Origin of the sequence: Kosmotoga olearia TBF 19.5.1 (genome assembly GCF_000023325.1) — a bacterium.
Lineage (GTDB): Bacteria > Thermotogota > Thermotogae > Petrotogales > Kosmotogaceae > Kosmotoga > Kosmotoga olearia.
In genome coordinates, this window is sequence record NC_012785.1 from 2,073,770 (window position 1) to 2,096,947 (window position 23,178).

21 protein-coding genes are annotated in these 23,178 nt (G+C 38.8%); 6 read left to right on the forward strand and 15 right to left on the reverse strand.

All coding sequences use genetic code 11. The features are described 5' to 3' along the window. Positions 1-7: 7 nt before the first annotated feature. Complete coding sequence (locus KOLE_RS09880; protein WP_148208035.1) at positions 8-736, reverse strand: sulfite exporter TauE/SafE family protein; 729 nt, start codon at positions 734-736, stop codon at positions 8-10. 337 nt (positions 737-1,073) lie between these two features. Here KOLE_RS09880 and KOLE_RS09885 point away from each other — a divergent pair, with 337 nt between their 5' ends. Continuing rightward, on the forward strand, positions 1,074-1,991 hold the full coding sequence (locus KOLE_RS09885; RefSeq protein ID WP_041288738.1) for a hypothetical protein: 918 nt from the start codon (positions 1,074-1,076) through the stop codon (positions 1,989-1,991). 242 nt (positions 1,992-2,233) lie between these two features. Further along, entirely contained in the window at positions 2,234-3,151 is a 918-nt protein-coding gene (gene xerA / locus KOLE_RS09890; protein ID WP_015869282.1) for a site-specific tyrosine recombinase/integron integrase, read from the forward strand. A 207-nt stretch (positions 3,152-3,358) separates the two neighbouring features. Here xerA and KOLE_RS09895 read toward each other — a convergent pair whose 3' ends face one another. From KOLE_RS09895 to KOLE_RS09960, 14 genes are all read right to left on the reverse strand, one after another. Continuing rightward, positions 3,359-4,111: a hypothetical protein gene (locus tag KOLE_RS09895; RefSeq protein ID WP_015869283.1), complete on the reverse strand. Its 753-nt coding sequence runs from the start codon at positions 4,109-4,111 to the stop codon at positions 3,359-3,361. Continuing rightward, positions 4,089-4,880 (reverse strand): patatin-like phospholipase family protein, encoded by a 792-nt coding sequence (locus tag KOLE_RS09900; RefSeq protein WP_015869284.1) that lies wholly within the window; start codon positions 4,878-4,880, stop codon positions 4,089-4,091. Before KOLE_RS09900 ends, KOLE_RS09895 begins: the two co-directional genes overlap by 23 nt. A gap of 197 nt (positions 4,881-5,077) precedes the next feature. Continuing rightward, on the reverse strand, positions 5,078-5,539 hold the full coding sequence (locus KOLE_RS09905) for a helix-turn-helix domain-containing protein (RefSeq protein ID WP_015869285.1): 462 nt from the start codon (positions 5,537-5,539) through the stop codon (positions 5,078-5,080). Beyond that, on the reverse strand, positions 5,536-5,934 hold the full coding sequence (locus tag KOLE_RS09910; RefSeq protein WP_015869286.1) for a hypothetical protein: 399 nt from the start codon (positions 5,932-5,934) through the stop codon (positions 5,536-5,538). The genes KOLE_RS09905 and KOLE_RS09910 overlap by 4 nt, the downstream gene beginning before the upstream one ends. Before the next feature lie 82 nt (positions 5,935-6,016). Continuing rightward, complete coding sequence (locus tag KOLE_RS09915; RefSeq protein WP_015869287.1) at positions 6,017-6,919, reverse strand: AbiJ-NTD4 domain-containing protein; 903 nt, start codon at positions 6,917-6,919, stop codon at positions 6,017-6,019. A gap of 38 nt (positions 6,920-6,957) precedes the next feature. After that, positions 6,958-7,695 (reverse strand): PrsW family glutamic-type intramembrane protease, encoded by a 738-nt coding sequence (locus tag KOLE_RS09920; protein ID WP_015869288.1) that lies wholly within the window; start codon positions 7,693-7,695, stop codon positions 6,958-6,960. Positions 7,696-7,699: 4 nt separating this feature from the next. Next, entirely contained in the window at positions 7,700-8,239 is a 540-nt protein-coding gene (locus tag KOLE_RS09925; protein ID WP_015869289.1) for a PH domain-containing protein, read from the reverse strand. Between the two features lie 499 nt (positions 8,240-8,738). Then, on the reverse strand, positions 8,739-9,233 hold the full coding sequence (locus KOLE_RS09930) for a hypothetical protein (protein WP_015869290.1): 495 nt from the start codon (positions 9,231-9,233) through the stop codon (positions 8,739-8,741). Positions 9,234-9,399: 166 nt separating this feature from the next. After that, a complete protein-coding gene (locus tag KOLE_RS09935; protein ID WP_015869291.1) occupies positions 9,400-10,056 on the reverse strand; it encodes a hypothetical protein in 657 nt (218 codons plus the stop codon). Position 10,057: 1 nt separating this feature from the next. Continuing rightward, positions 10,058-10,354, reverse strand: a complete 297-nt coding sequence (locus KOLE_RS09940) for a hypothetical protein (RefSeq protein WP_015869292.1) — start codon at positions 10,352-10,354, stop codon at positions 10,058-10,060. A 22-nt stretch (positions 10,355-10,376) separates the two neighbouring features. Further along, entirely contained in the window at positions 10,377-11,132 is a 756-nt protein-coding gene (locus tag KOLE_RS09945) for a hypothetical protein (RefSeq protein ID WP_015869293.1), read from the reverse strand. Positions 11,133-11,294: 162 nt separating this feature from the next. Further along, a complete protein-coding gene (locus KOLE_RS09950; protein WP_015869294.1) occupies positions 11,295-11,969 on the reverse strand; it encodes a hypothetical protein in 675 nt (224 codons plus the stop codon). Next, positions 11,970-15,236 carry an Eco57I restriction-modification methylase domain-containing protein gene (locus KOLE_RS09955; protein ID WP_015869295.1) on the reverse strand — a complete coding sequence of 1,089 codons (3,267 nt, stop codon included), beginning with the start codon at positions 15,234-15,236 and terminating at the stop codon, positions 11,970-11,972. A 13-nt stretch (positions 15,237-15,249) separates the two neighbouring features. Next, complete coding sequence (locus tag KOLE_RS09960) at positions 15,250-18,480, reverse strand: helicase-related protein (protein WP_015869296.1); 3,231 nt, start codon at positions 18,478-18,480, stop codon at positions 15,250-15,252. 523 nt (positions 18,481-19,003) lie between these two features. Between KOLE_RS09960 and KOLE_RS09965 the strand changes: the two genes are divergently transcribed. From KOLE_RS09965 to KOLE_RS09980, 4 genes are read left to right on the forward strand one after another with little or no spacing between them, the layout of a single operon-like run. Continuing rightward, entirely contained in the window at positions 19,004-20,230 is a 1,227-nt protein-coding gene (locus tag KOLE_RS09965) for an ROK family transcriptional regulator (RefSeq protein WP_015869297.1), read from the forward strand. Then, a complete protein-coding gene (locus KOLE_RS09970; RefSeq protein WP_015869298.1) occupies positions 20,227-21,108 on the forward strand; it encodes a carbohydrate ABC transporter permease in 882 nt (293 codons plus the stop codon). The genes KOLE_RS09965 and KOLE_RS09970 overlap by 4 nt, the downstream gene beginning before the upstream one ends. Beyond that, positions 21,105-21,920: a carbohydrate ABC transporter permease gene (locus KOLE_RS09975; RefSeq protein WP_015869299.1), complete on the forward strand. Its 816-nt coding sequence runs from the start codon at positions 21,105-21,107 to the stop codon at positions 21,918-21,920. The genes KOLE_RS09970 and KOLE_RS09975 overlap by 4 nt, the downstream gene beginning before the upstream one ends. 20 nt (positions 21,921-21,940) lie before the next feature. Further along, entirely contained in the window at positions 21,941-23,167 is a 1,227-nt protein-coding gene (locus tag KOLE_RS09980) for an ABC transporter substrate-binding protein (protein ID WP_015869300.1), read from the forward strand. Positions 23,168-23,178: the final 11 nt, after the last annotated feature.

Here is a 23,178-nt window from a genome sequence, read left to right on the forward strand (position 1 = left end):
TGAGCTTTTAGAGCATAAAAGCTTTTACAGCATTTATGATTACGACAACGATAAGAACAATCCTTAAAAATTTCTCTCCCTTTTTTATGGCAAACCTTACGGCGAGATAGGCACCACTCATATTTCCCAGTGCAAGCAACAATCCGACCGGTACATTCACCATACCTTTTGACAGAAAGACAACCAGCGAAGTTGTGGTGTAAATGAGGATAATCCCCACCTTGATTGCATTAGTTCTCACAAGGTTTGTCCCTATAAAGAAGGTTATCGCAGCGATCATCAGAAAGCCAATCCCTGCTTGAATGAATCCGCCGTATATACCAAGTCCGAAGAACACCAATACCCTGAGGATAGAGTTTGTTGAAGAGTTACTCTTTTTGAGTTTGGGTTTTCTTATTACAAAATAGGTCATGATCAACAGTGTGATGCCAATTACTTTTTGCAATAGATTTTTGTCTAAATCAAGAGCGATAAAGGATCCCAGAATTGCACCTGCTGCCGCCACTGTCCCGAGGGGCAAGGAAATTCTGAAAGCTTTTACTCCTTTTTTCTCGAAGCTTGTAACTGCAACAAGATTTTGAAAGAATATGGCTATTCTGTTTGTGGCGTTTGCGATGTTTGCGTCGAGTCCAAGGAACATCAGCATTGGAAGTGTAAGCATCGAGCCTCCGCCTGCGAGGGTATTCATTATTCCCGCGAGGAGACCAACGAAATATGTCGAAATGTAAAAAACCACCTGCAAGGGAAATCACTCCTGAGACCTAATCTTCTGGATTACAAGGTAGGTATATGAGCATCATACCATTTTGTTGGATAACTTTTTGTACAACTTGTACACGTGTATATAGAATCAGAACAAAATATACAATAATACCAGCTGCTGTATTGTGCAACTATTTTATGGTTATTGTAGGGCGAGTATATAATAGCATAGTCTGTAAAGATGGTTGTATAGGTTGTACGTTGTGGTGGGTACAATAACATATGAATTTGTGAGAACCTATGTAGCACATATAAGAAATGGTATAATATGTACAAATATAAACAGCATAATGTGCGATGGAGGTGTAAAAATGGCTCGTTCCATAACAATAGTAGATATACTGAATATTTTGGGAACATTGGAAGACGAAAGCGGGACACAATCTTCCAGAAATAAGTTCCTTAACGGTTATCTGCAAAAGCTTTCGAGCATCGAAGAAGTCACTGGCGACGCTACGATGTTACTCGATTCTCTAGATACCAGTGATGAAAAACAGGTGCTGTTGTATGAAAGAGCTTACGCGGATCTTACAAACAGACTTGCTGAAATCGCAGGATTCAAGGTTAATTATGTAAAATACTCCAATCGTGAAAGAATAACCGGCATCTGGGAAGCTGGAAACGACTTTAAATTGAAGGTTGCGGCTTTCATTCCATTTGAGGCGTCTCAAGGGCGGGGAATTTCCAGGCATGCGCTTCTCGTGCTACCGGAACCCGTTGATTTTCAGAGACCCTTTGTGACGTTTATGAAACTTGCTGAATTTTTGAATATGGTGGTACAGATAAACCTTCCGCTTTCCACCATTGCAGGAGTGCTGTCCATAGACGATAACTATGATAAAAAGCTAGCTCCTGTAATGGAATTGAGTATATTAGCCTTCAAAAGTAAATTAGCGCCTTTCAAACGTACAGCAACGCTTCAAAGCGAATGGGATAAAGAGGAGATCCAGACACTTCTGAATAAACTAAAACCAGCTACAAGGGTATTTCTCACTATACTGCTGGATAAAGAATCCAACGCTTCCGAAATTTATGCTAAAATGAATCCCATTTTGACAGAAATGGGAGAACCAGAAGTGAAAAGTCCCATGGCGGTGGGTGCAATCATGGGTGCCCTCTCAAAACATTATGCAGGCATAAAAGAACCCCTTGTTTTTAGAAAGAATCGCCGCTATTTTATCAATGAAAAGTACCGTGAGCTACTATCGGAATTGCTAAGCAGCTTGTGAAGCTGTGTTTGGAGTGAAAGGTGTTAGAATCGATTTTGAGGCCATTGTTTCTTAGTTGAAGAGAAATTATACGTGAATCCGAAAATAATGGCCTTAAAATCGAATATAAAAGGCGCCGTCTGTAAGCTTTAATACAAGCCGTGTTTAGAAACCGTTGTTTTGGTGATGAAATATGATACAATAAAGTGGAGACATAATGTATATTACGTCTCCACTTTTGACTATTTTCAGGGGGGAACGTCATGGATTTTGAAGATGCTGTGGAAAGGTTCGCAGAATATCTGGAGTTCGTGAGAAACCTGTCGAAAAATACCGTCGAGTCATATACCCGGGATCTCAAACATTTCGGCCAGTACCTGGAAGAATACTCCCTGGATTACCGGCAGGTTAAGAGGCGTGATATCGAAAAGTTCATGAAAGAGCTGTCCCAGGGCAATTTCTCTGATTCAAGGCTCTCACCCTCTTCAGTGGCCAGACATCTCTCCACCCTCAAAACCTTCTACATGTTCCTCTACGTAAGCGGTACAGTGAATAAAATACCAACAGATCTTGTAAAAGCCCCGAAAACGCGTCGGCGCATACCTGAATACATAAGCTACGAAGAGGTCCAGAAAATACTGGAAGCCTTCCCAGAAACCCATCTTGGAAAGCGTAACAGAGCCATCGTTGCCCTGATGTATTACTGCGGGCTGCGGGTCAGCGAGGTTTGCTCCCTCACGCTCAGGGATATCTCTTTGGAGAGCGATCCCCTTGTCCGCGTCAAAAGTGGTAAAGGAGACAAAGACAGGATCGTCCCACTCACGCCCGACGCGGTTCGGATAATCTCAGATTATCTGAAACACAGGGATAGATTTCCCGACGCAAACAGGCATATTAAGCTCTTTGTAGGAATTCGTGGTGAGCCCATTACCAGAAAATCCGTGAACAAAATGCTCCAGAACCACGTGAAAAAAATATTTCCGGATAAGCACTTGCATCCGCACATCTTCCGCCACAGCTGCGCTACACACTTGCTACAACGCGGTGCAAGCATAAAAATTGTGCAGGAAATCCTTGGCCACGCCAATATATCCACCACAAGCATCTATCTCCATATCACCGACAGAGAAAAGCGCGAAGCGGTGAGGTTGCTCTCAAACGGGGAAAAGGCAGGCAAATGATCGCCGAAGAAAATATTGTACAAAATATGCAATCGATAAAACAGAACATACAGAATGTACAAGGATATAAAAGCACTATTAGTATGAGTCAAGTATTGTAGTTGATATACTAATTAGTATTATATAACGAGTACATACGAGTATAAACACAGTATACAATGTACCAAGAGAGTAAACGTGTATATTCAGCGTAGAGATAGCACGTTTTCATTTCTTCTGAACAGTGTTGAGCGCTTCGAGCTTTTTCCTGGTATCTTTGTAAAGCTTCGGTACGAAGCTGTCAGGATTTGAATTTGTTGAGGTGAATTCAATAACGTACCTGGCTTTTTCTTTGCGGTAGCGGACGATTTCACCTGTCCTCGCGATCGTTGAGAGCATCATATAGTCAAGGGCGTTTCTTGGAACAGCGTTCTGGGGCATATTGAGCAAAAAGAGAATGTCTCCTTCGGGAACTCCATAAACATTCGCACCGGAAACATGGTCTTTGTAAGCTCCAAACTGGATCGGGAAGGCAAGCGTCATCTTCATCGCTTCTCTCAGACTACCGCTGATCATTTCATCGTCATAGGTTTTAATATTAAAAGCGTGGATCTTCAGACGCGGGACCTTGTCGGTGGTTATGTCTGGAAAGTATTTATCGACAAAATCTTCCAGAGTCTTTATGGGTATTACACCATGCATCGATTTACCGAGCCTGTAAAGCGTTTTTACAAGCTCAACCGTTTTAACAAGTTTATTCCCGTCCGGATGGTGGAATGTTTTATCAATATCCTTCCAGATATGTCTCATGACACTGAACGCTCTATCTGCTGATTTGTAATATTCCGAGAAAAACAAAGGGATACAGGAAAATCCTACGCAGTGAATTTCATCTATATCAATCGTGCTTTCATTCAATGCTTTTATTGCTCCAGGTAAAGAAAGGTAAAGAATCGAATCACCGCCGAAAGCTAATCTCATTTGCCTTCCTCCTTTTGCAAAGTGCCTGCCACGCTTCTTTGTAGATTTCTCTGTAATTTTCAAAGGCGTGCCACGGGTAATTCACCCTGTGGCTGAACACAAGATCGGCATTTTCAAGCTCCTTTGATTTTATGTATTTCTCTTTCCAGCTATCCAGAAACAGAAGCAGTTCCATCTGGTCCTGAGGTTCCTTCGGCTCCTCTTTCTCAAAATTGCTGGCTACAACATAGTCTGCACCGAGCGATCGGGCCTCATCTACCGGCACCGGCCTCAACACACCACCATCAACAGTCTGGGTTCCTCCCAGCCATACCGGAGAAAAAACACCCGGAACGGAAGAACTTGCCATAACCGCTTCAACAAGATATCCCTCCGTTACCAGCATAGATTCGAGCGATACGGCATCAAAAGCCACCACCCCGAGCGGGATTTTACAGTCTGAAAAGGTCTTCTTACCGAATAAAGCTCTGAAGAAAGGGTAGTAATCTTCAAGGGTAACAAGGGACCTATGTATTATGCTCCATATGTTTGGACCTTCTATCTTCTTTAAGTATTTCTTCATCGCGGGCAATTGCTCATCTACGGCGCTGGAAAATTCCTTTAGCACCTTTTCCCAGTCCTCATAGAGCGCATATAATGCCGCGACAATTGCCCCGGCGGATGACCCGGTAACAACATCGATCTTGAAGTCGTTCTCCTGAAGCAGTCTTAATACAGCTACGTGTGCAAACCCCTTTACCCCTCCAGCAGCTAAAGCCAAACCATTCATCCAATCACCTCTTGTCAACTTTACCATTTTTGCCCTTTTTTGTCCTAAGACGTTTGATGATAATAGTAGGGGCGGGTCAATTTTCTATGGTTCACATGGGGCGAAATATATAAGAGGGTGAAAAATATGGTAGGAACTAAAAAAGACTTATTTTAAAAGCGGGAGAGTTATCGGTCTAATTCCAACTTTTGTGAGTACTAAATTATAATTTCTTCTTGACTGATTTTTTTATGCCTATGTTCCCAATTGTTCAGGCTTTCAGATATCAACAAATTCAAGAATTCCTTCGGTGTCAGACCTTCTTTATTAGCAAGCTCGTCAACTCTTTCCCTAAGTTCAGTCGGTACAACAACAGCATAATCTCCGTTTAGCGTTATCATTAATTTACCGCCAAGTGCTTCAGAAATCCTTTTAATGAACTCATATCCGGGTTTCCTTCCCATATTCTCAAAGCGCGAAATTACTGACTGGGTGGTCCCCAGTATCTTGGCGAGTTTTTTCTGACTGATTTTAAGCTCCGCTCTGCGCTCTATTACTTCGAGAATAAACTCCTCAAGAGCGTCTTCTTCAGCGGAAGGAACATATTCTTCAAGTTCAGGTTTTTCAGAAAGCTTTTCGAGCTTTTGTTTCATTTTCTTAAGTTCATTGAGTTTTTTCATTTCTGTTGCCTCCTTAATGATTTCAGAACATCTTTCTGACGGGTCAATGCCGTTTTAGTCGAAGCGGAATCCTGCTTCTTCAACTCTGCATCAAGTAAAATAAGCGCCTCTTCTTCCCATGGGCTAAACATAAAATATAGCCTTACAACACCACCCTTAGCTCTTTTGGGAACTCTCAGCTCATACAGCCCATCTCCAAGGGGGTAAATATTCTTATTCTTAATCATTTCATTAAAGATAAAGATATTTGCACGCATTAGCTTTTTGATCTGAAGATCCACCTTTTTATGAAGAGCTGGTCGCTTCTTTTTAAGATCATTCAAAAAGAATTTAACTGGTTTTCTCCTTCTATCTAAAAGTGGTTCTGGGTAGTAATAAATCTTCAGCCCCCTCACCCTTTCTCACCTAGTATATAGCCACGCGGCTATATTTGTCAAGTTAAAATTTTTCACAAGAGCTGGCACACATATTACCTAGTTAATTAATAGTGATTCCACCCTTATTTGCTTTGACTATCAGGTAATTAACAAATGCTGAACAGGAAACGAGCATAAATCTTGCATCTTCTTGATCGAGCTCTGAATCTTTATCAAGCAAAGAATGCCTTATCCCATGTTCATCGCTTGTATAACCGTATATCTTTTCGAATCCAGCTTTTAATGAGCCATGAATCTTGCATTTGCCACTTTCTTCTATGATTTTTAATGCCTTTCCTAAAGTAGCTTTGTCATCTTTAGATATCAAACGACAAAGAGCTTCAATAGCACTTATAGACTCCTTTATAGAATTTCTGTAATCGGGATTCTTTTTGTCTGAAAACAATTTAAGGGCACTTTTTAAATGAGTATTTACGCCTTCCAAGTGGCTGGTTGATTCTAAAGCGTGTTCAATCTCAGAAATTTCTATTTCGTTAGTTATCGGGGTAATAACTCCATCTACAAAGCGATATGCGGATAATTCTTCTTTCAATACCTCATTGCATAAGTCGATAAATCCTTCGTTTTGTTTTCCTTTGGGACCTTTGTCGCCAAAATTATCTACTATAAATTCTATGAAATCATATACTTCGTACCAGGGAAAACTGAAATATATTTTCCTAATTTCGCTGTATAGTTTTGGCCAATAGGTCGGCATTTCATCTATCGGTTTTTTTAGGAAATAGAACCACATTTTCCTGAAGAGGATAAATAAAGCATATTCATTTTCATATCCTCGCAATTTTTCTTTTATTAAATAACTTCTTTTCTCTGGCTCTTCCATAATTCCCCAATAAAATGAGTAAAGTAAACTCCATATTCTGTTTCTAAGATCGTCATCCATTGATTCGTATTGAATTTCTGTTTTTGGTTTTTTATATCCCATTCTTTCTGAAAATCTCATTGAAATCCCCCCTGTTTTTATTTGAGGTGTGCGTCACTTCAATTTTGGTATTTAATGATCGATCGCATCTTGCCAGTAACGACGACGACAAGAATACAAAGGAGTATTCCGATCGAAAGCGAATTTATCTGTTGACCAACTATTTCCGGCAATACTCTTAAACGATATATAATAGCGCTCACATTTCCTGCTGCATGAAGTAAAATAGCAATCATCAATCCCATAACTCCTGGTCTCTTTATACTTTTCCCAAAGCCTGTAAGCGCTACCACTGTTAATCCAGCATGTATAAAACTCACTATGAATCGTTCTCCCATGAACCCGCCAAAATAATAAAAAGGAGTACTCTGCATTCCAGGATCCTTTGCAACATTATAGGCAATATACCATATCTCGCCAAGTCCGAATCCAAAGCCAAGCATGTATGCTACCCTGAATAATGTTTTGTTGTCCATCTCCCGGATTTTCATGAATAGCGCCGGCACTATCTTCACGATTTCTTCCGTGACAGGCGGTATGAAAAGAAAGATCAAAAGAAAACTCAACGGAGTACCAAGGTCAATAGCACCCTGAATATTGAAGAGGTCTTTCAAAACTTTCAACAAAGGCATTTTAACGAAAAGATTCACTATCGGACATGACATAGCTCCTAAGGGTAAAAGAAATAAATACCTATCTAGTTTGAGGTTGAGTTCAAGAAAGTAATAATACAGTCCACCCCAAACTACTATGGAAGAAAGGGTTGTTATGATAGCCGCGATATAAATGGAGTGCATTTTCTCACTCCTTTTCGGTCAATCCCGCTTTTTGCATTAAGAACTCTTTAAATCCTTCCATATCTTTGGGCGTAATCCCAACCTTTTCTCCATTTTTCAAATACAGCAACAAGATCCTCCTATTCACTCTTCTTGCACACATGTAAACTTTTCCTTTATCCAGATATTGCACACGGCCTAAAGCGTAACCAGGAAACTTTATGAAACCCTCAGTGGAAGCCAGGGGATAAACTCTCATATTTTCAATTGCAATTTTTTCAATTTCACTGTATGGAATATCCTTTTTGTACCACCCGCATCTCAAAAGAAGATGAGTATCCGTACAAATATATTTCATTTTAAAGTAGACGATCACATATAACAAAAAGAAGATACCAAATCCACAGCCACTCAATATCGCTGGAAGAAGTGCCAGAAACAAGCGCATTGAAGGTTGAAAAAATAGAAGTATCCAAAGTGGCGTTAAGCAAATTATTGCTAATCCCAAAACAATGATCCATCCCAGAGAGGGAGGGGGTTTCACAACAAGAGTCTGTTCTTTCACAGATACACCTCCTCAAAAACGCTGAGATTCTCACGTTAAAAAGTTTTTTACACAAGGGAGTGTAATACTCTCCGAAAAACTGGACAAAAATCAAACAGATACTGAATAATATACTTGCCTTTTCTGAATGCAGGGATCTACCTCCATTTTTTTCTGTAATTCATCAATGTACCCACAGTCACTATCCCATCTCAGATCTACGTATCCTATTGCACGACAACAAGCTTTATGGTAGAGAAGCAATTTACTAATTCCTCTTTTGATTTTTGGTTCGTAAATCAGGGTTCCCCATTATCTGATGTTTGCTTCTTACATAAAATGTCGCTTTGTATCATCTATAACAAAGAACCTAAAAGACTATTTTAGTTCAGCTGTTTCGTCGCGGTTCTTTAATTACGAGGACTTTTGGTCGAATGAATAACATTTCGTTCATCTGATTAAGTAAAAAAATATCTCTGGTTGTGAAATGTCTGCAACGAAGAATAATCACAACAAACATCTATTTCGATCTGGTTCGCGTCTGTGCTACGTTTAGTTCATCAATATCTTTTATCATACTCTTAAGCATATCAAATTCATTTAGCTTAGTTCTTTTGTTGACCAAATCTTTCCTAATTTCCAATAAGAGTTTTCCCCATAAATTGAGCAATTTAACATCGTCTTTTTCTTCTTTACTTGATTCAATGTTGTAAATATACTGCATTAATGAATTCAAAGAGCGTATTACATCGTCAGAACCAACAAAGTTAAATTCAAAAGAAATCTTTCTGTAGTTTACAGATTTTATTTCCTTTATTGCTTGATTTACGTTATTAGGATTCGAAAAAGTTTTTATATATGGAGAAAGTATTTCCATATATAGCTTTCTTCGTTCTTCCCTTAGCTTTTCTTGAATGTTTTTGATCTCTTCGATTCTTGCTTTTATAAACCATACAACGGCACCGCCTAATATTGGAGGTACAAGCACCTTAACAAGTTCCAAAAATATTTCCAAAGAGTTCACCCCCATTTTTTTAAAGATTACCAAGACATTCTTCAACCAAAAGTTTATATAACGGAAGTCTTTCGAAATTAGAAAGAATACCTAAAGGAAATCCCACATTGTCGTCATCCTTTTTCAACGGGGCTAGAATCTACTTGCACGAACAGTTTCTTGCTTTTTAAGAATCATTTTTGTGTTTTTCGGCTATGTATAATAATCGAGTAGAAAATTCGGAAAGCATGTTTATTAAATTTTCTATTTCAAGTTTTCTAAGAGGGTATTTTTTGTTCAGCATGTGGGACTTTTCAGGTACCCTTTTTATGAATTCTTCATCAATTACCCCTAAGTTATGCTGAATGATGTGTCTCACTTGAAACATTTTGATTAGTTCAGTTCTATCTGAATAGGATATAATCTCAGCAACTGGGAAACAAAGCTTATTTTCAATGTGGCCAAAAAGGACTTCTAAATTTTGGAAAAGGTTTTTTGGTTTTTCTGGGAAAACACCTGGATACTTCTTCTTAAGTGATTTTCCAAATCCATCAAAAGCTGAAATAATACTGCATAAAGTGTCCTTTAGTATTGCTTCTTTCAAGTCCTCATCTTCAATTAGTTCAACGAGTTTAAGACGTTTCGAAGACACCTCTAACGATTTTTGAAATACGCTCAGGGAGTTTATCCTGCCACAATCGGGACAAGTAGCAAAAACTCCGTAGATGGCAAATTCTAATCCACAATTATCACATACTAAGTACGTCTCAACTTCCTTTCCACTGTAGTGGGATATTTCATAGTTAAGCTCATCAATATTTGAGGATACTTTCAATCTAATCAAACTATTCTTTGTTTTTTTTTTCCAAAGATTTGAGATATTCTTCTATCTTTTTCAGGCCAGGTTTTATAATTTTTTCAAAAGCCTCTTTACGGACAATAGACTCGAAATAATCTAATTGTTCTTTTGTTATAAAAGATCCTATTTCTGATTCATATTCACAGTAAGGACATTTGCAATTTCTATTTTCTTTCAAGCCCGTACCAGGTTTTATCTTGAAGTACATTCCACATTCTGGACATTGTCTATCTATATAACCATTCTCATCTTGTGGAACTGAGAGTTGGATACTAAAAGTCATGTTTTACCACCCCTTATATGTTTCAAAAAATTGTTTTTATTACTTTACTAACTCCATCGATAAGCTCTCTTACTTCATCTTTTGTTGGCTCTCGGCCTTTTGAGTGAACGCATAGATTCCTGATATCTCCAAGTCTTTGGATAAGTCTCCAATCTGGTACATCATAAATTCCGCTGTTCTTCAAAGCATCATTATAGTCAGAAATAGAAGGCTTTTTCTTGCTAAGCTTCAAATTATGTTTGTCTGAAACATGTGCCAAATGACGTTCAAGAGTAACACCAGCAAGAACACCAGGTGCTCTTACGTGTCCTTTTTCAAGTAGTTCCTTAGCAGCTTCAAGTTCGTTATCAAACAAATCAGCCTGCAGAACACCAGAAATATCTTTTAGTTTTAAATCGAGGACGGGCATTATAGATTCTAAGATCCCAATTTGGTTATTAAATTTAGTTATAAATACGGCAAACGAGTCGAAAGCTTCTTTTCCCGAAGGGTATTTTTTTGTTATACCTAAAATAAAATCGCTAATCGTGTATGAAAGAACATTAAGTTCTTTTCTTTTGCTACTTGGTTCAAAATAGCTGACAAATTCATTGTGTCTAAATGGCAAAGTTTGTTCAACCACAAGTGCTGCTTTCGAGTACCAGATATGATAGCGACTATGCAAATTCATTTTGTGTGCATCTCCTTTTTTATGGTTTTTGATGTAATCATCGAGTAGCGTTTTCCCTTCTAATATCAATTCTTCAAGTTCATCTTTTATGTCCTTTATTAGTCCCATAATGTCCTCCTTGAGTTGATGTGTTATCTTTTTTACATACCACTAGTCATTAACTGACTTAATTTGATGATTTTTCCATAGAGCCATTCCCAAAAGAAATATAGCCAACCATCTTGCTTTTGTTCCTTCTTGAAACCTACTTAAACTTTTAATCAGGTACTTTTAATCAGGTATTAGTTTTGCTCTTTCGCCGTAACTACTTTTGATTTTCTCAAAGTCAGTTCTCAATTTTGATATTATTTTTGCAGTTTGTTTTATATTGTTAATAGCTGCAGCAGTAATGTGATCTTGTTTGTAGTATCTTTCGTGAGATTTGTCAGTATTCAAGAAAACAAAAACAAGCATATGATCGGGTTCCAATGATTTCAAAATAAAGGATTCGACAATGTATTGATTCCTATATGTTTTAAAATTCCGTTTTCTTAGGCCGTAAATAAAATGATAATAAATCTTAGCACTTTCATCTAAAGCTGAAGGAGAAAAACGAACTCGTATATTATTATCAAATTCATAATCGAAATATTTATTTGTCTTATGAATCCTATCCCCGTAAAGTTTAGAATTCTTATTAACCACCAAGCCACTGAAGGTGTCAAAAACCCTTTGATTTCTAGCTATTTGCTTGTCTGAATAATTACCTACTGAGATTATCTGTTGCATCTTACTAATAGCATCAGCAAGTTTTTTTGTTTTTAAGTATGTACTGATAGCTTCTCTGGATGGATAGTATTCATTCGATCTAACAACAGTGCCACTAATAATCTTCTCGAATTCATTAACAAATGTGCCTGGAGTTGAATGCATTAGATAACCAAATTCATACGTATGAATGTCCATTCAAATCTCTCCCTCACACATGTTTTCTATCGCATTTATCTCTTTTGTTGATAAGCCGAATAGTTTGTATATAGTGTATTTCTCTACATCAGTCAGAATCTTTTTTTTATCAGAAAGTCTTTCTTCAGCAATTTTTCTTAGTTCTTTTTTCTTTGAATCCGAGATGACGGGTACCGGAATTTTGGACACATAAATTGGCTTTTGTTCCACAAATCCTCCTCGCCTTTCGATAGCAAGTTTGCGCAGAAAAAAGTCAATAACCTTTGAGTTAAGCAAGGTTAAAAGCCAGATTTCGGAGGTTGGCATTATGCATGCAGGTGCATTAACATATTTTCCGAAATTGTCGTATGCGAATGAAGCTGTTTTAGCTAGATTTCCCCATACAATCTTCGGTTTTTCGAATTCGCTGTAGTACGCGCATGGGCGAAGATTGTACCAATATTTTCCTTTGTCCCAGCGCTTTTCAAGGGCTTCTTTATATTGGCTTAAATGTTCATAAATTGCAGGATAATCATGAGGAATATCAATGCCGTCTTTTGCAAGAATTATGTACTTTCCTTTCCATTCAATTGAGTACCTCTTGATTTCTTTCCCTGTGAGGTAAGGCTTTATAATCTCTGCTGATTTGGGATCTTTCTGGATCAGCTCCTGACGTTTTGCTTCATCGATTATGAAGGCTTTGTTGTAACCAGTAACAATACCTCTGAAAATTTTTCCATTCACATATTCTCCCAGAGGGATTCCAGCAGCCTGGATTTTTTCAAGAAGTTTCAGAGAAGCCTTATCTTCCAGAACCCAACGGTCGGAATCTTTTCGAATCACAACGTTGATGCTCTTTCTTTCGATTTCTTCTCTAAGGCTTTTGTAATTAAGATCTTCGACTTTCAAATAGCGCAGGTGATTCTCTTCGCCGGGCTTGACCTTTTTCACAGTCAATATGCATGGGTAGGTTGTGGCGTCAAATACCGGGAGATCTCCGAAATCGATGATTTTCGAGATAGTGTAGTTTTTCTGAAGGAATTTGGTAAGGGCTTTTCCATATTTTGCTCTAAGAAACTTGTTTGAAGATATGTAAACAAGAATTCCACCTTCTCTGGTGAGTTCAATACCTCTTTCATAGAAGGCAACGTAGATATCTGAGGTTCCAGTCATAGTCTTGTAGTTTTTCCTGAGATATTCTTTCAGATCGGAATCAAGCGCTTCCTGCCTTATGTAGGGCGGATTGGCGATTACTATATCAAAGCCATTCTTTATACCAAACATCCATTCCGGGTCAAACCAATCGGAAGGTTTATCAGCGAATGGATCCCATTGAGAGAGTTCATGACCAAGGCTTTTTATCATCTTGGTGTTTCCCTTTTCAAAGATTTCTTTATCTATTGCTTGGGCAATTTTTTTCTGTAACTTCCTAAATTCGTCCTTCAGTCTCTCTTTTTCATCACCGTAAGAGTTAAAGAAACGTTCCATGATAGCCTTTAGTTTGAGTATGTCTTTGTCGCTGGATGTATCACCAAGTCTCTGTTGTTTATTATCTTTGCTTTCGTGTAATTTTCCGAGAGTATTCGCGCAGACGAATTTGAACTCGAGGTTGGGTAAGGGTTTTACCCCCCGGTTTTCATGAATGTTGTCGTTGACGTTGGCATCAACAATAAGGGAAAGAAAGACTCTGAGCTTTGATAGCTCGACAGCGATCTCCTGAATATCCACACCGTAGATTGAATGCTCTATTATTCCCAGTTTTCTAATGTAACTTGCGCTTTCATTCCTGAATTTTTCTTCTATAAAATTTCTGAAAACGGGATTCACAGCCCTTAGCTGGCGTTCTTTCCATTCTGTGGCATTTGGATCTAACTTATCCAGTGTGTACGCAATTTTCTGAAGTAAGCCCATCGGGAATGCGCCTGAACCGCAGGCCGGGTCGATTATTTTCAGCTCGCTTAGTGCATCAAGGATCTTTTCTTTTTCATCTTCGTTTAGGTTTAGTTCTTCATCAGCGTACGACAGCAATTTTTCGGCTTGCTTTTCTGTGATCCCGGTGCTGGAAACCAAATAATGTTTTAGACTTTCATCGACCATGTATTCAACTATTTGCCTTGGGGTATAGTAACTTCCTGTAGCTTTTCGAGCACTTTCTCCGGTTTCTGGGTTGATTTCGGCAAGAAGGTTCTCAAAGATTCTACCCAGCATTTCGGGATCAACGGAGAGCTCAACGTCAACTGGGGTGTTTTCATCTATCGTAAAGTTGAACGTTTCAAGAAGTTCAAAGAATTCTTTCAACCATTCATTAGGTACTTTGAGAGTGTTGTAGTATTGAGCATGTCTGGGATCGTCCGGTGGAACATAATAATCAAAAGTATGAGGTGAAAAAAGGCCACCATTGAGGAAGGGTATCATATCGAAAATTTTTGTTCTGAATTTAGGTTTTCTTTTATCTAATTCCGTGTTCAGCACTTCAAAAAACAGTGGTTCTATGGTGTCATGATAATAGTGTTCATTTTTCTCAATAGCTTTTTCAATAGCTACTGAAGAAAGCATTTCTTCCGGAACCAGTGGAATGCCACTTTGTGATTTTTTCTTTTTTAAAAACCAAACGAAGATAATGCGACCAATTAGCCTTACGGCAAATTCCTGGAGAATTTTGTGATCATTATGGGGATCGGTCGAAGGCAGTGTGAGGATTGGTTCGAACAGTCTATCTTTGTTGCCGATTTTCCTTTTTCCGCCAACCAGTTTGGTGAACAGCAGGGCAATCTTTTCGTAGAATTCCTTGTTCACAACCTCTACTGAGAATCTCTTTCTGAGGTCTTCAAGGTCTATTACTCTTTTTGATAGGAATTTTTCTGGAGTGTGGATCTTTGCGTCTGGACCCAGATAGAAGGAGTATCGTCTCGGATTTGAGTATTTGTTTTTGATCTTTCCATTTTCTTTGGTTAGTTCAATGGACATGTAAGAGAAACGATAATTCTCGCTGTTCGATGATTTAAATATCGCCAAAGCGTCTCGTATCCCATAGTCAGCCATTATCCTGAAGGCTTCCCTACTCAAAGAAACCCTTGGATCTTTTTCGCTATCATGTTCAAATTCGAAAACGGTTATTCCCAACGCAGGGTCTTCACCGAGTTCAAAAGCGTTCTTAATTCTGCCGTTGTTCTTTAATGCGATCTCTTCAATATTTGATACAAAGCTATCCGTAAGAAACTCTCTGCTCAGAAATTCAAGAAATTTGCTTCTGTCATATGGCTCGCTGAATTTTACATATTTCGGCATATGCTTCCCCCTACTATATGAGTTCTTCGGAAATTATAATTGTTTCGGATTGCTCACTTATTGAGTTCGCTCTGGAGATAATACTTTCCAGGTATTCATGAGGAATTTCTTTTTTGAGGAATTCTATGGATTTTCTAATTTTGTTGTCATCAGTATCCAGATTTCTGATTAGTTTTTCGTAGGCTTCGGGTAATGCACGGTAGTCAGCTATTACTTTCCTAAGGTCTTCGAGGTAATCTTTATGCGCTGGACAGTTTTCTTTAAGATAATCGATTACTTTAACAGCTTTCTGCTCGCCTTTGTTCATAGGAACTCTGTTTTTTCTCAAGAACAAGCTTTCCTTTATGCTCTGATAGATACTCTCGAAAATCTCTGAAACAGGCTCGGGTTCTTCAAACGGCTGAGCTTTAAACAATTCCAGTGCCTCTTCGCCACTTAGTACAACAGAGTTTTCAGGTGAATCTGCAAATTTGAAGATATGGTTATTGCCTTTCTTTCCAAAAACTATTACGCCCTTTTTGTCTTTTGAAACTGTTCGGCGTATTCTGGCGCGTTTGGGTATTTCTCTGGCTTTTTCAAGCAGCTCAGGTCTGGTAGCTTTAATTCTTTCAAGAAGGTCACGGTATTCGGTGTCCCAGGATTTTTCTTCGCTTTCTTTGAAAGCCTCTTTGTATTTTTCGACAAAATAGGACTTGAGTTTTTCATCTGAGGTGAGAATCTTCGTATCTTCACCGAGAACAGCATTTATCATAGCGAATTTCAGGGTGGAAATCCGCTTTATTCCTGTTTCAGCTTCTCCGGTTTCTGTGGGGAAGAAGTTATAGATATAAAGTTCGTCGAATACCTTCTTATTTATACGATTGATTCGGCCAACTCTTTGAATGACCCTTGTTGGGTTGTATGGTATGTCGTAGTTGAATATTGTTCCAGCCCTGTTGAGGTTAAACCCTTCGGAAAGAGCATCGGTGGCTATAAGGATATCGTAGTTGTTTGTTTTCTTTTTTGAGGAAGCGTCGAATTCTTCGCGTATGATTCTCTTATTTTCTTTTGTTGCGTCAGCAGCGGAATACTTGAACACTCTAAGGCGATCTTTAAGCTCTTCGTAGAGATAGTTTGCGGTGTCTGCAAACTCAGAGAAGACAACGATTTTTCTTTTCGGATCTTTTTGCAATAGTTCTTTTACGATCTTCTCGAAATGCTTTAATTTTGGATCCTCGGGGAATCCATTTTCAAACCATTTATTCTTTATCTCTTGCAGCAGTTCTATGTCTTTTATGAGATCTTTTCTGAAGTTTACACTGATTTCTTTTGCAGGGATAAAGACGTAGCCTTTTTGTCTGAGTTCATCGAGTCGGGCTTCATTGTATTCCCTGACTTCATCAGATAGCAAGGAACCATTTTCCAGTATCTGATCCACATCCGGAATGTTTCCTTTTTTGAAAATTGGGACCAATCCGGCATTATCGAACCACCCGAGTATTATTTCAGATGATTTAATCATTGTGTCCAGGGATATTTGAAAAGCTTTAATGGAACTTTCGAAACGTCTAACGAGATGCCTGCGCATGAAACTGGCCATGTTTAACTGCGATTGTCTGAAGAGTCTTTCCTCTCCGAATTGTTCCGTGATGAATTTTTTGTATTTGTCAATGTTTTTGAGATAGGCAACGGGTTTATATCTGGCACCTATGAATCCCTTTTTCTCGTCTTCAGGTGCAATTTTTTCGAGAGTCCATTTGTAGAGTTCAGTAAGGTCATCGAGTTCGTATTCAAGGAGCTCGGGATCTTTGACTTCCGGAAAGACTATTCCCTGTGCTTCGAGATCTTTCCTGTATGCTTCTATGCTCTGGAGATCAATTCGCGATCTTCTAATCATGAAGGGGGATATCAAATTTCTGATTTTGGTTGCAACGGCTTTGATTTCCCGATCTAAGGTTTCCTGATCTTTTTCGCCTTTCTTTCGACCTTTTTCGATCTCTTTATATTCTTTGATCAGCTCTTCAAATCTCAAAGAAAGGTTATCAACAGTCTGGAGCGTTGATCTTGTAGGAATCTGGAAGAGTTTTATGAGAGCAAATACATCTTGGGGCTTGTTGTTGTAGGGTGTTGCCGTTAGGAGTATGACTTTGTTTCCCTGACATAGTTTGTGTAAATTCGCATAATCTTGAGTTAGTTCGTTGCGGTATCTGTGGGCTTCATCGATTATAATTAATTTTTCTTCAGAACCAGAATGATTTTCCAGGGCGTCAGCGATCTTACCGGAGCTGTATACTCTGGCATTGAAATCGAATTCTAATCTATAATCTTCCCATTGATCTATAAGATGTGGTGGCGCTATAATCACCGTTTTCAATCTCAAAGCATGCGCAACCGAGGAAGCAACAATACTTTTTCCAAGACCGACAACATCCGATATGATTACACCGTTGTGTCTTTCGATTATTGATAGAGCCTGTGAGATTGCATCGATCTGGTATTTTAGGTTGTAGTACCTGTTGTTTGTTATTTCCGCTGGAAAGAAATAGCCATCCTGTCTTTGAACCGAGAAATACTCATCCAATACCCTCAGGTAAATAAGATAGGGCGAAGGAAGCTTGTCAAGCCAGATTTTTTGAACGACCTTTTTCTCAAAAAGATCCTTGCTTTCAATAGAAGCTATGTCAATTGATTTATCCCAGAGTTCATCAAATATGGCTTTTGCCTTTTCGTAGTTGGCATCGTCTCTCAGAATAACATCGAATTCATGGCGTCCTTTAAGGCCAGAGAATGTGAGGTTACTGGAGCCGGTTATGAGGGTCCCGGGAAAGGTGCCAGCCTGGTCATCTCTATGTTCGAAAAGATAAACTTTTGCGTGATTTGGCTTTTCAGTTTTTCTTATTTGAAGGGTTCCGTTTCTTATCTTTTCAAGGTAAATCCTGAAGGCTTCTTGTTTACGGGCGGTATCGAAGTAATCTGTTTCATTGAAGAATTCAACGAGGGTTTTGTAATAATTCTCGCGTTTTGTTTCTCTGGAACCTTCAATATCGGTTAGGAGTTCATACTCTTTAATTCTGTTCATGAAATCTCTTTCAATGTCCATTCCGACCAGTATCTTGATGTTCTTTTCTTTTATACCTTCAAAGATCTCCTCAAAGCCTGAAAAGAAGAAATACCCTACCAAGAAATAAACATTGTCACAGTAGGGAAGAACTGAATCCATAACCTCGGAAAGCAATTTTTCTTTGTTGGTTATCAGCGTTGCCAACTGTTGCCCCCCAATCCCAAAGAAATCTCACTGGTTCATTCAACAGTCTATTGTTCAATCTAATACTAACATATTCACAATTGCGCAGCAAAATTTTCAAATTAGTTTCTTTTTGTGTAAAATAAAGACAGACATGTGTGTCCAGAAGAGGCAAGCGCATTCAGTGGGAGACAACCCCACCAAGGCAAAAGCCAGAACCTTGTAGCTTGGTCAGCAAGGGGGGAGGAAAACTACTATCACGCTCTTGGGGTTGAAACAAACGATTATCTATCGAGACGAGGCGTGAGCCGGACTGTTATCTTTATTTAATCTCCAAAAGCACACTGCAGCAACTGGATGCTTAACTCCATAAAAGAAATTTCCCTTTCAATGAAAAACCTGAATTTTCTAGATAAAAGAAGAACAACGAAAAAGCAAGAAGACTAATCATAACCGTTCATATCTAGTCTTAACTGACAATATTTCCAATCCAGTGAGTTTTGGTATATGCAATTTGAGTTTTATAATGTAGATAGTTTATTCAGTGAAGAAAGAAAGTGATGGCGTGAAGAGAAGAGGTTCGAAGCATTTAATTAAGGAAATTAACGAAAAATTGATACTGAAGACTATTTATGAAAACAAAAAGATTGATAGAGCCTCCATAGCAAAATTTACCGGGCTCAGTCCCGCAGCAGTAACCAAGATAACAGCAGAACTAATAAACAGAGGTATGGTACTTGAAGCAGGTTCTGCAGAATCTTCCGGTGGGAGAAAACCTATATTGCTTTCTCTTAATCCCAAATTTGGCCAGTTTCTTGGTGTGAAAATCGGGGTCGGATATGTTGAATTGGTCATAACCGACTTTACTTGCACGATTGTTGAAAGCGCCAGATGTGACACAGAGAGTTCAGATCCTGGGACAATAGTTAACGTAATTAAAAATTGCTGGGAAAAGTGCAGACAAGAAAAACAGTCAATATTACTTGGCATAGGTATCGCTGTGTCCGGTGTTGTTGATTCAAAAGAAGGAATAGTACGGGATTCATTTTTGTTAGGCTGGAGAGATGTACCGATTGCTTCTTTATTGAAGGAAGTATTTAAATGTGAAGTTCTTGTGATGAACGATGTGGATTCATTCGCGATGAGTCATTTGTGGTTGGGAAAAGCGAAAGACCACTCTAACACCGTTGTGATTACGCTTGGTGTTGGAATCGGTGGTGCCCTGATTATAGACGGGAAAATTCACAATGCAAAGGGCGGTGTCGGGGAGATTGGCCATATGACTGTCGTCAAAGACGGTGCAAAATGTACGTGCGGAAGCAATGGCTGCCTTGAAGCTGAGGCTTCGTTCGGGGCATTGGCAAAAAAAATAAGCTCCATTACCGAAAGCAAAAAACTTAAAGAGCTATACAAGTCAGTTAAACAGTCAGAAAGCTCCGAGATAGAGTATTTAAGGGAGGCGTTGAAAAGGGATAGAAAGGCGTTTAACCATGTTTTTGAAGAATATGCTGTGCTTGTTGGTATAGCCCTGAAGAACATTATAAATATGTTGGCTCCAGATTATCTGCTTATTGGTGGCGAAGCCCTCGAATTTCAGGAAAAATTTCTCAACAAAGCTATCCAATATGCCCAAAAAAATGCATTTGGGAAATTGGGGGAAAAGGTTATGTTTAATGTTGACGACCTGGGAGAAGTAGCATGGAACCTTGGGGTAATTTTTGTACTTATGGATAATCTTTTTCTCACTACTTCTCACAATGAAAGTCGGTGAACTCAGTGAAAAGAAAAGGAGATTTAAAATACCTTATCTTCTTTTTAACTCCAAGCTTGATATTCCTATTTCTTTTCCAGATTCTTCCTATAACCTATTCATTAATGCTGAGCTTTATGCGATGGAACATAAGAACTCCTGCCGTGTGGATAGGGCTGGGTAACTATACAAATCTGTTTCATGACAAAGAGTTTTGGTTATCTGTGTGGCATACATTCCAGTATATTTTGATGTATGTTCCATTAGTTATCATCGGCGGAATGATTTTAGCTTTGTTGGTTAATAAAAAGATTAAGTTTCAAAATTTCTTTAAAGTATCTTTCTTCATTCCGGTTATTTCTTCCTGGGTCGCAGTATCACTCATTTGGAAAGGCTTACTAAATCCGAAGTACGGTTTTATAAATCAAATTCTCTCATGGTTTGGTATTAAGGGCCCTGCATGGCTCTTTGATCCTGGATGGGCTATGACCGCCATTGTTTTTGCCAGTGTGTGGAAAGATGTTGGATTTATCATGGTAATCCTTCTTGGGGGTCTTAGCAACATACCAAAGCATTTATACGAAGCCTCAGTAATAGATGGAGCTACACCCTGGAAACAGTTCTGGAGAATCACTTTACCATTGCTTACCCCAACATTATTTTTTGCTTTGATGATCACGCTTATCAATTCGTTCCAGATTTTTGATCAGGTATGGATAATGACAAATGGAGGACCTGCGGGGGCTACTTCCGTTATTGTTGAGCGAATCTATAGAAATGCTTTCAGTTACTCAAAAATGGGATATGCTGCGGCGATGTCCTGGTTTCTTTTTGCGTTAATCTTTGGCATATCTTTTCTACAAAACAGATATCAAAAGAAATGGGTGTTTTATTCATGAAAGCAAAAAAGATTGTTCTGTATGTTTTGCTATTTGCTTTTGCGATAACCACATTACTCCCTTTAGTATGGACAATATCTACATCACTAAAGACCAGATATGCTACGCTTAAATATCCTCCCGAATTTCTACCAGATGAGGTATCTTTTTCAAACTACACAACGATTTTTAACAAATATCCCTTTGGGAGATTTCTGTTTAACAGTTTTCTCGTTACCCTTTCAACTGTATTTCTTCAGGTTGTTGTTGCGGCCATGGCAGCCTATGCTTTTGCGAGATTTGACTTTAAATATAAAGAATTACTGTTTATGTTCTATATAGCCACGTTGATGTTTCCTTTTCAGGTTAAAGCTATTCCCTTATACCTTATAGTTAGAAGTTTTGGTTGGATCAATACATATCAAGGTTTAATTCTTCCCAAGGTTTTTAGTGCTTTTGGAGTTTTTCTGCTTCGACAATCTATTTTATCCACTCCAAAAGATTATGATGAATCAGCAGCGATGGATGGCGCAAATCGCATCACGATTTTTTTGAAAATTATTCTTCCACTTAATAAAGGGGCATTAGCGACATTGACTATTTTTGCATTTATGGATTCCTGGAATGATTATCTCTGGCCACTGATTGTGACTACTACTCAAGAAATGATGACAATCCCACTTGGGTTAGCGAGCTTGCAAGGAAGATGGACAACACAATGGAATTTAGTCAGTGCCGGTACTGTTGTAAGCATTATTCCTATTTTGATTGTTTATATCGTTGCTCAGAAGTGGTTTATTGAGGGCATTTCAGCAACAGGATTAAAGGGTTAATCAAACAGGAGGTGTGAGGTATGAGAAAAGTTCTTCTTTTGGCGCTTGTAATGTCATTATTGGTTGTAGCTCTTGGGGCAATAAAGATTAGTTACATGACATTCTCAGCTGTCCCAAATCATGAAGAAACTTTGAGAGAAATCGCCAAGGCTTTCGAGGCTCAGAATCAAGGGATACGGGTGAATCTGATATTTGTACCATGGAGCGACTATTTTTTGAAGTTGTCCACGATGTTTGCAGGAGGAACCCCCCCTGATGCGTTCGAGATCAACTATGAGAATTTTGTAGAATATGCAGCAGATGGACTTTTATTGCCCCTGGACGGACTAAACGAAAGCAACCAGTTCAAAGCAGTCGAAGTGTTTTCCGAAAAGGCTTATAACGCTTTTTCTTATCGAGGTAGACAGTACGGATTCCCTGAAAGTTTTTCCACAGTGGTTCTTTTCTACAACAAGGAACTCTTCGACAAAAAGGGTGTTGAGTATCCTTCACCTGATTGGAGTTGGATTGATGAATTCAATGCTGCTGTGAAATTAACGGACAAAGAAAAGGGAATATGGGGAGTCTATCAGCCAATACAATTCTGGGAATATTACAAAGTTATCGCTCAGAATGGAGGAGCAATATTCAACAGCGAAAATGAGGTCACAGTAAATAACATCGCTGGAGTAAACGCACTGAAATGGCTTATAGACAAACCAAAATACGGAATCATGCCGTCGGAAGAAGAAGCTGCCGGCCTGAGCTCAGAGGATCTTTTTGTCATGGGAAAGCTCGCAATGGTCCATACGGGAATATGGATGTTCAACAAATTTAGAGAAGAGACACGATTTGAATGGGATATAGAAGTTGAACCCGGAATGTCCACAAAGGCGACTCATTATTTCGCGAATGCAGTTGTTGCTTCTGCGAGTACTCCACACAAAGAAGCAGTGTGGAAATGGTTGAAATTCCTTACCACTGATGAATACAGCGTAAAAACAAGAATTGAAAAAGGCTGGGAATTGCCGGCAGTCAAGGATCCTGATCTCATAAGTGAGTTCCTTAAGAGTGATGTCGCACCGAGAAACAAAAAAGCCATTTTTGATTCTCTTGAATGGGCTATCGTACCACCTGTCGTTAAAGGTTGGAGTGCCCTCGCAGATGTTGTGAATAAAGAAATCGATGCAGCAAAATTCGGGATGAAGAGTCCTGAAGAAGCTTTAAATGACTTAGTAGTGTTGTTAAAGAACAAGATATCCGAATAAAGGGAGTTGAA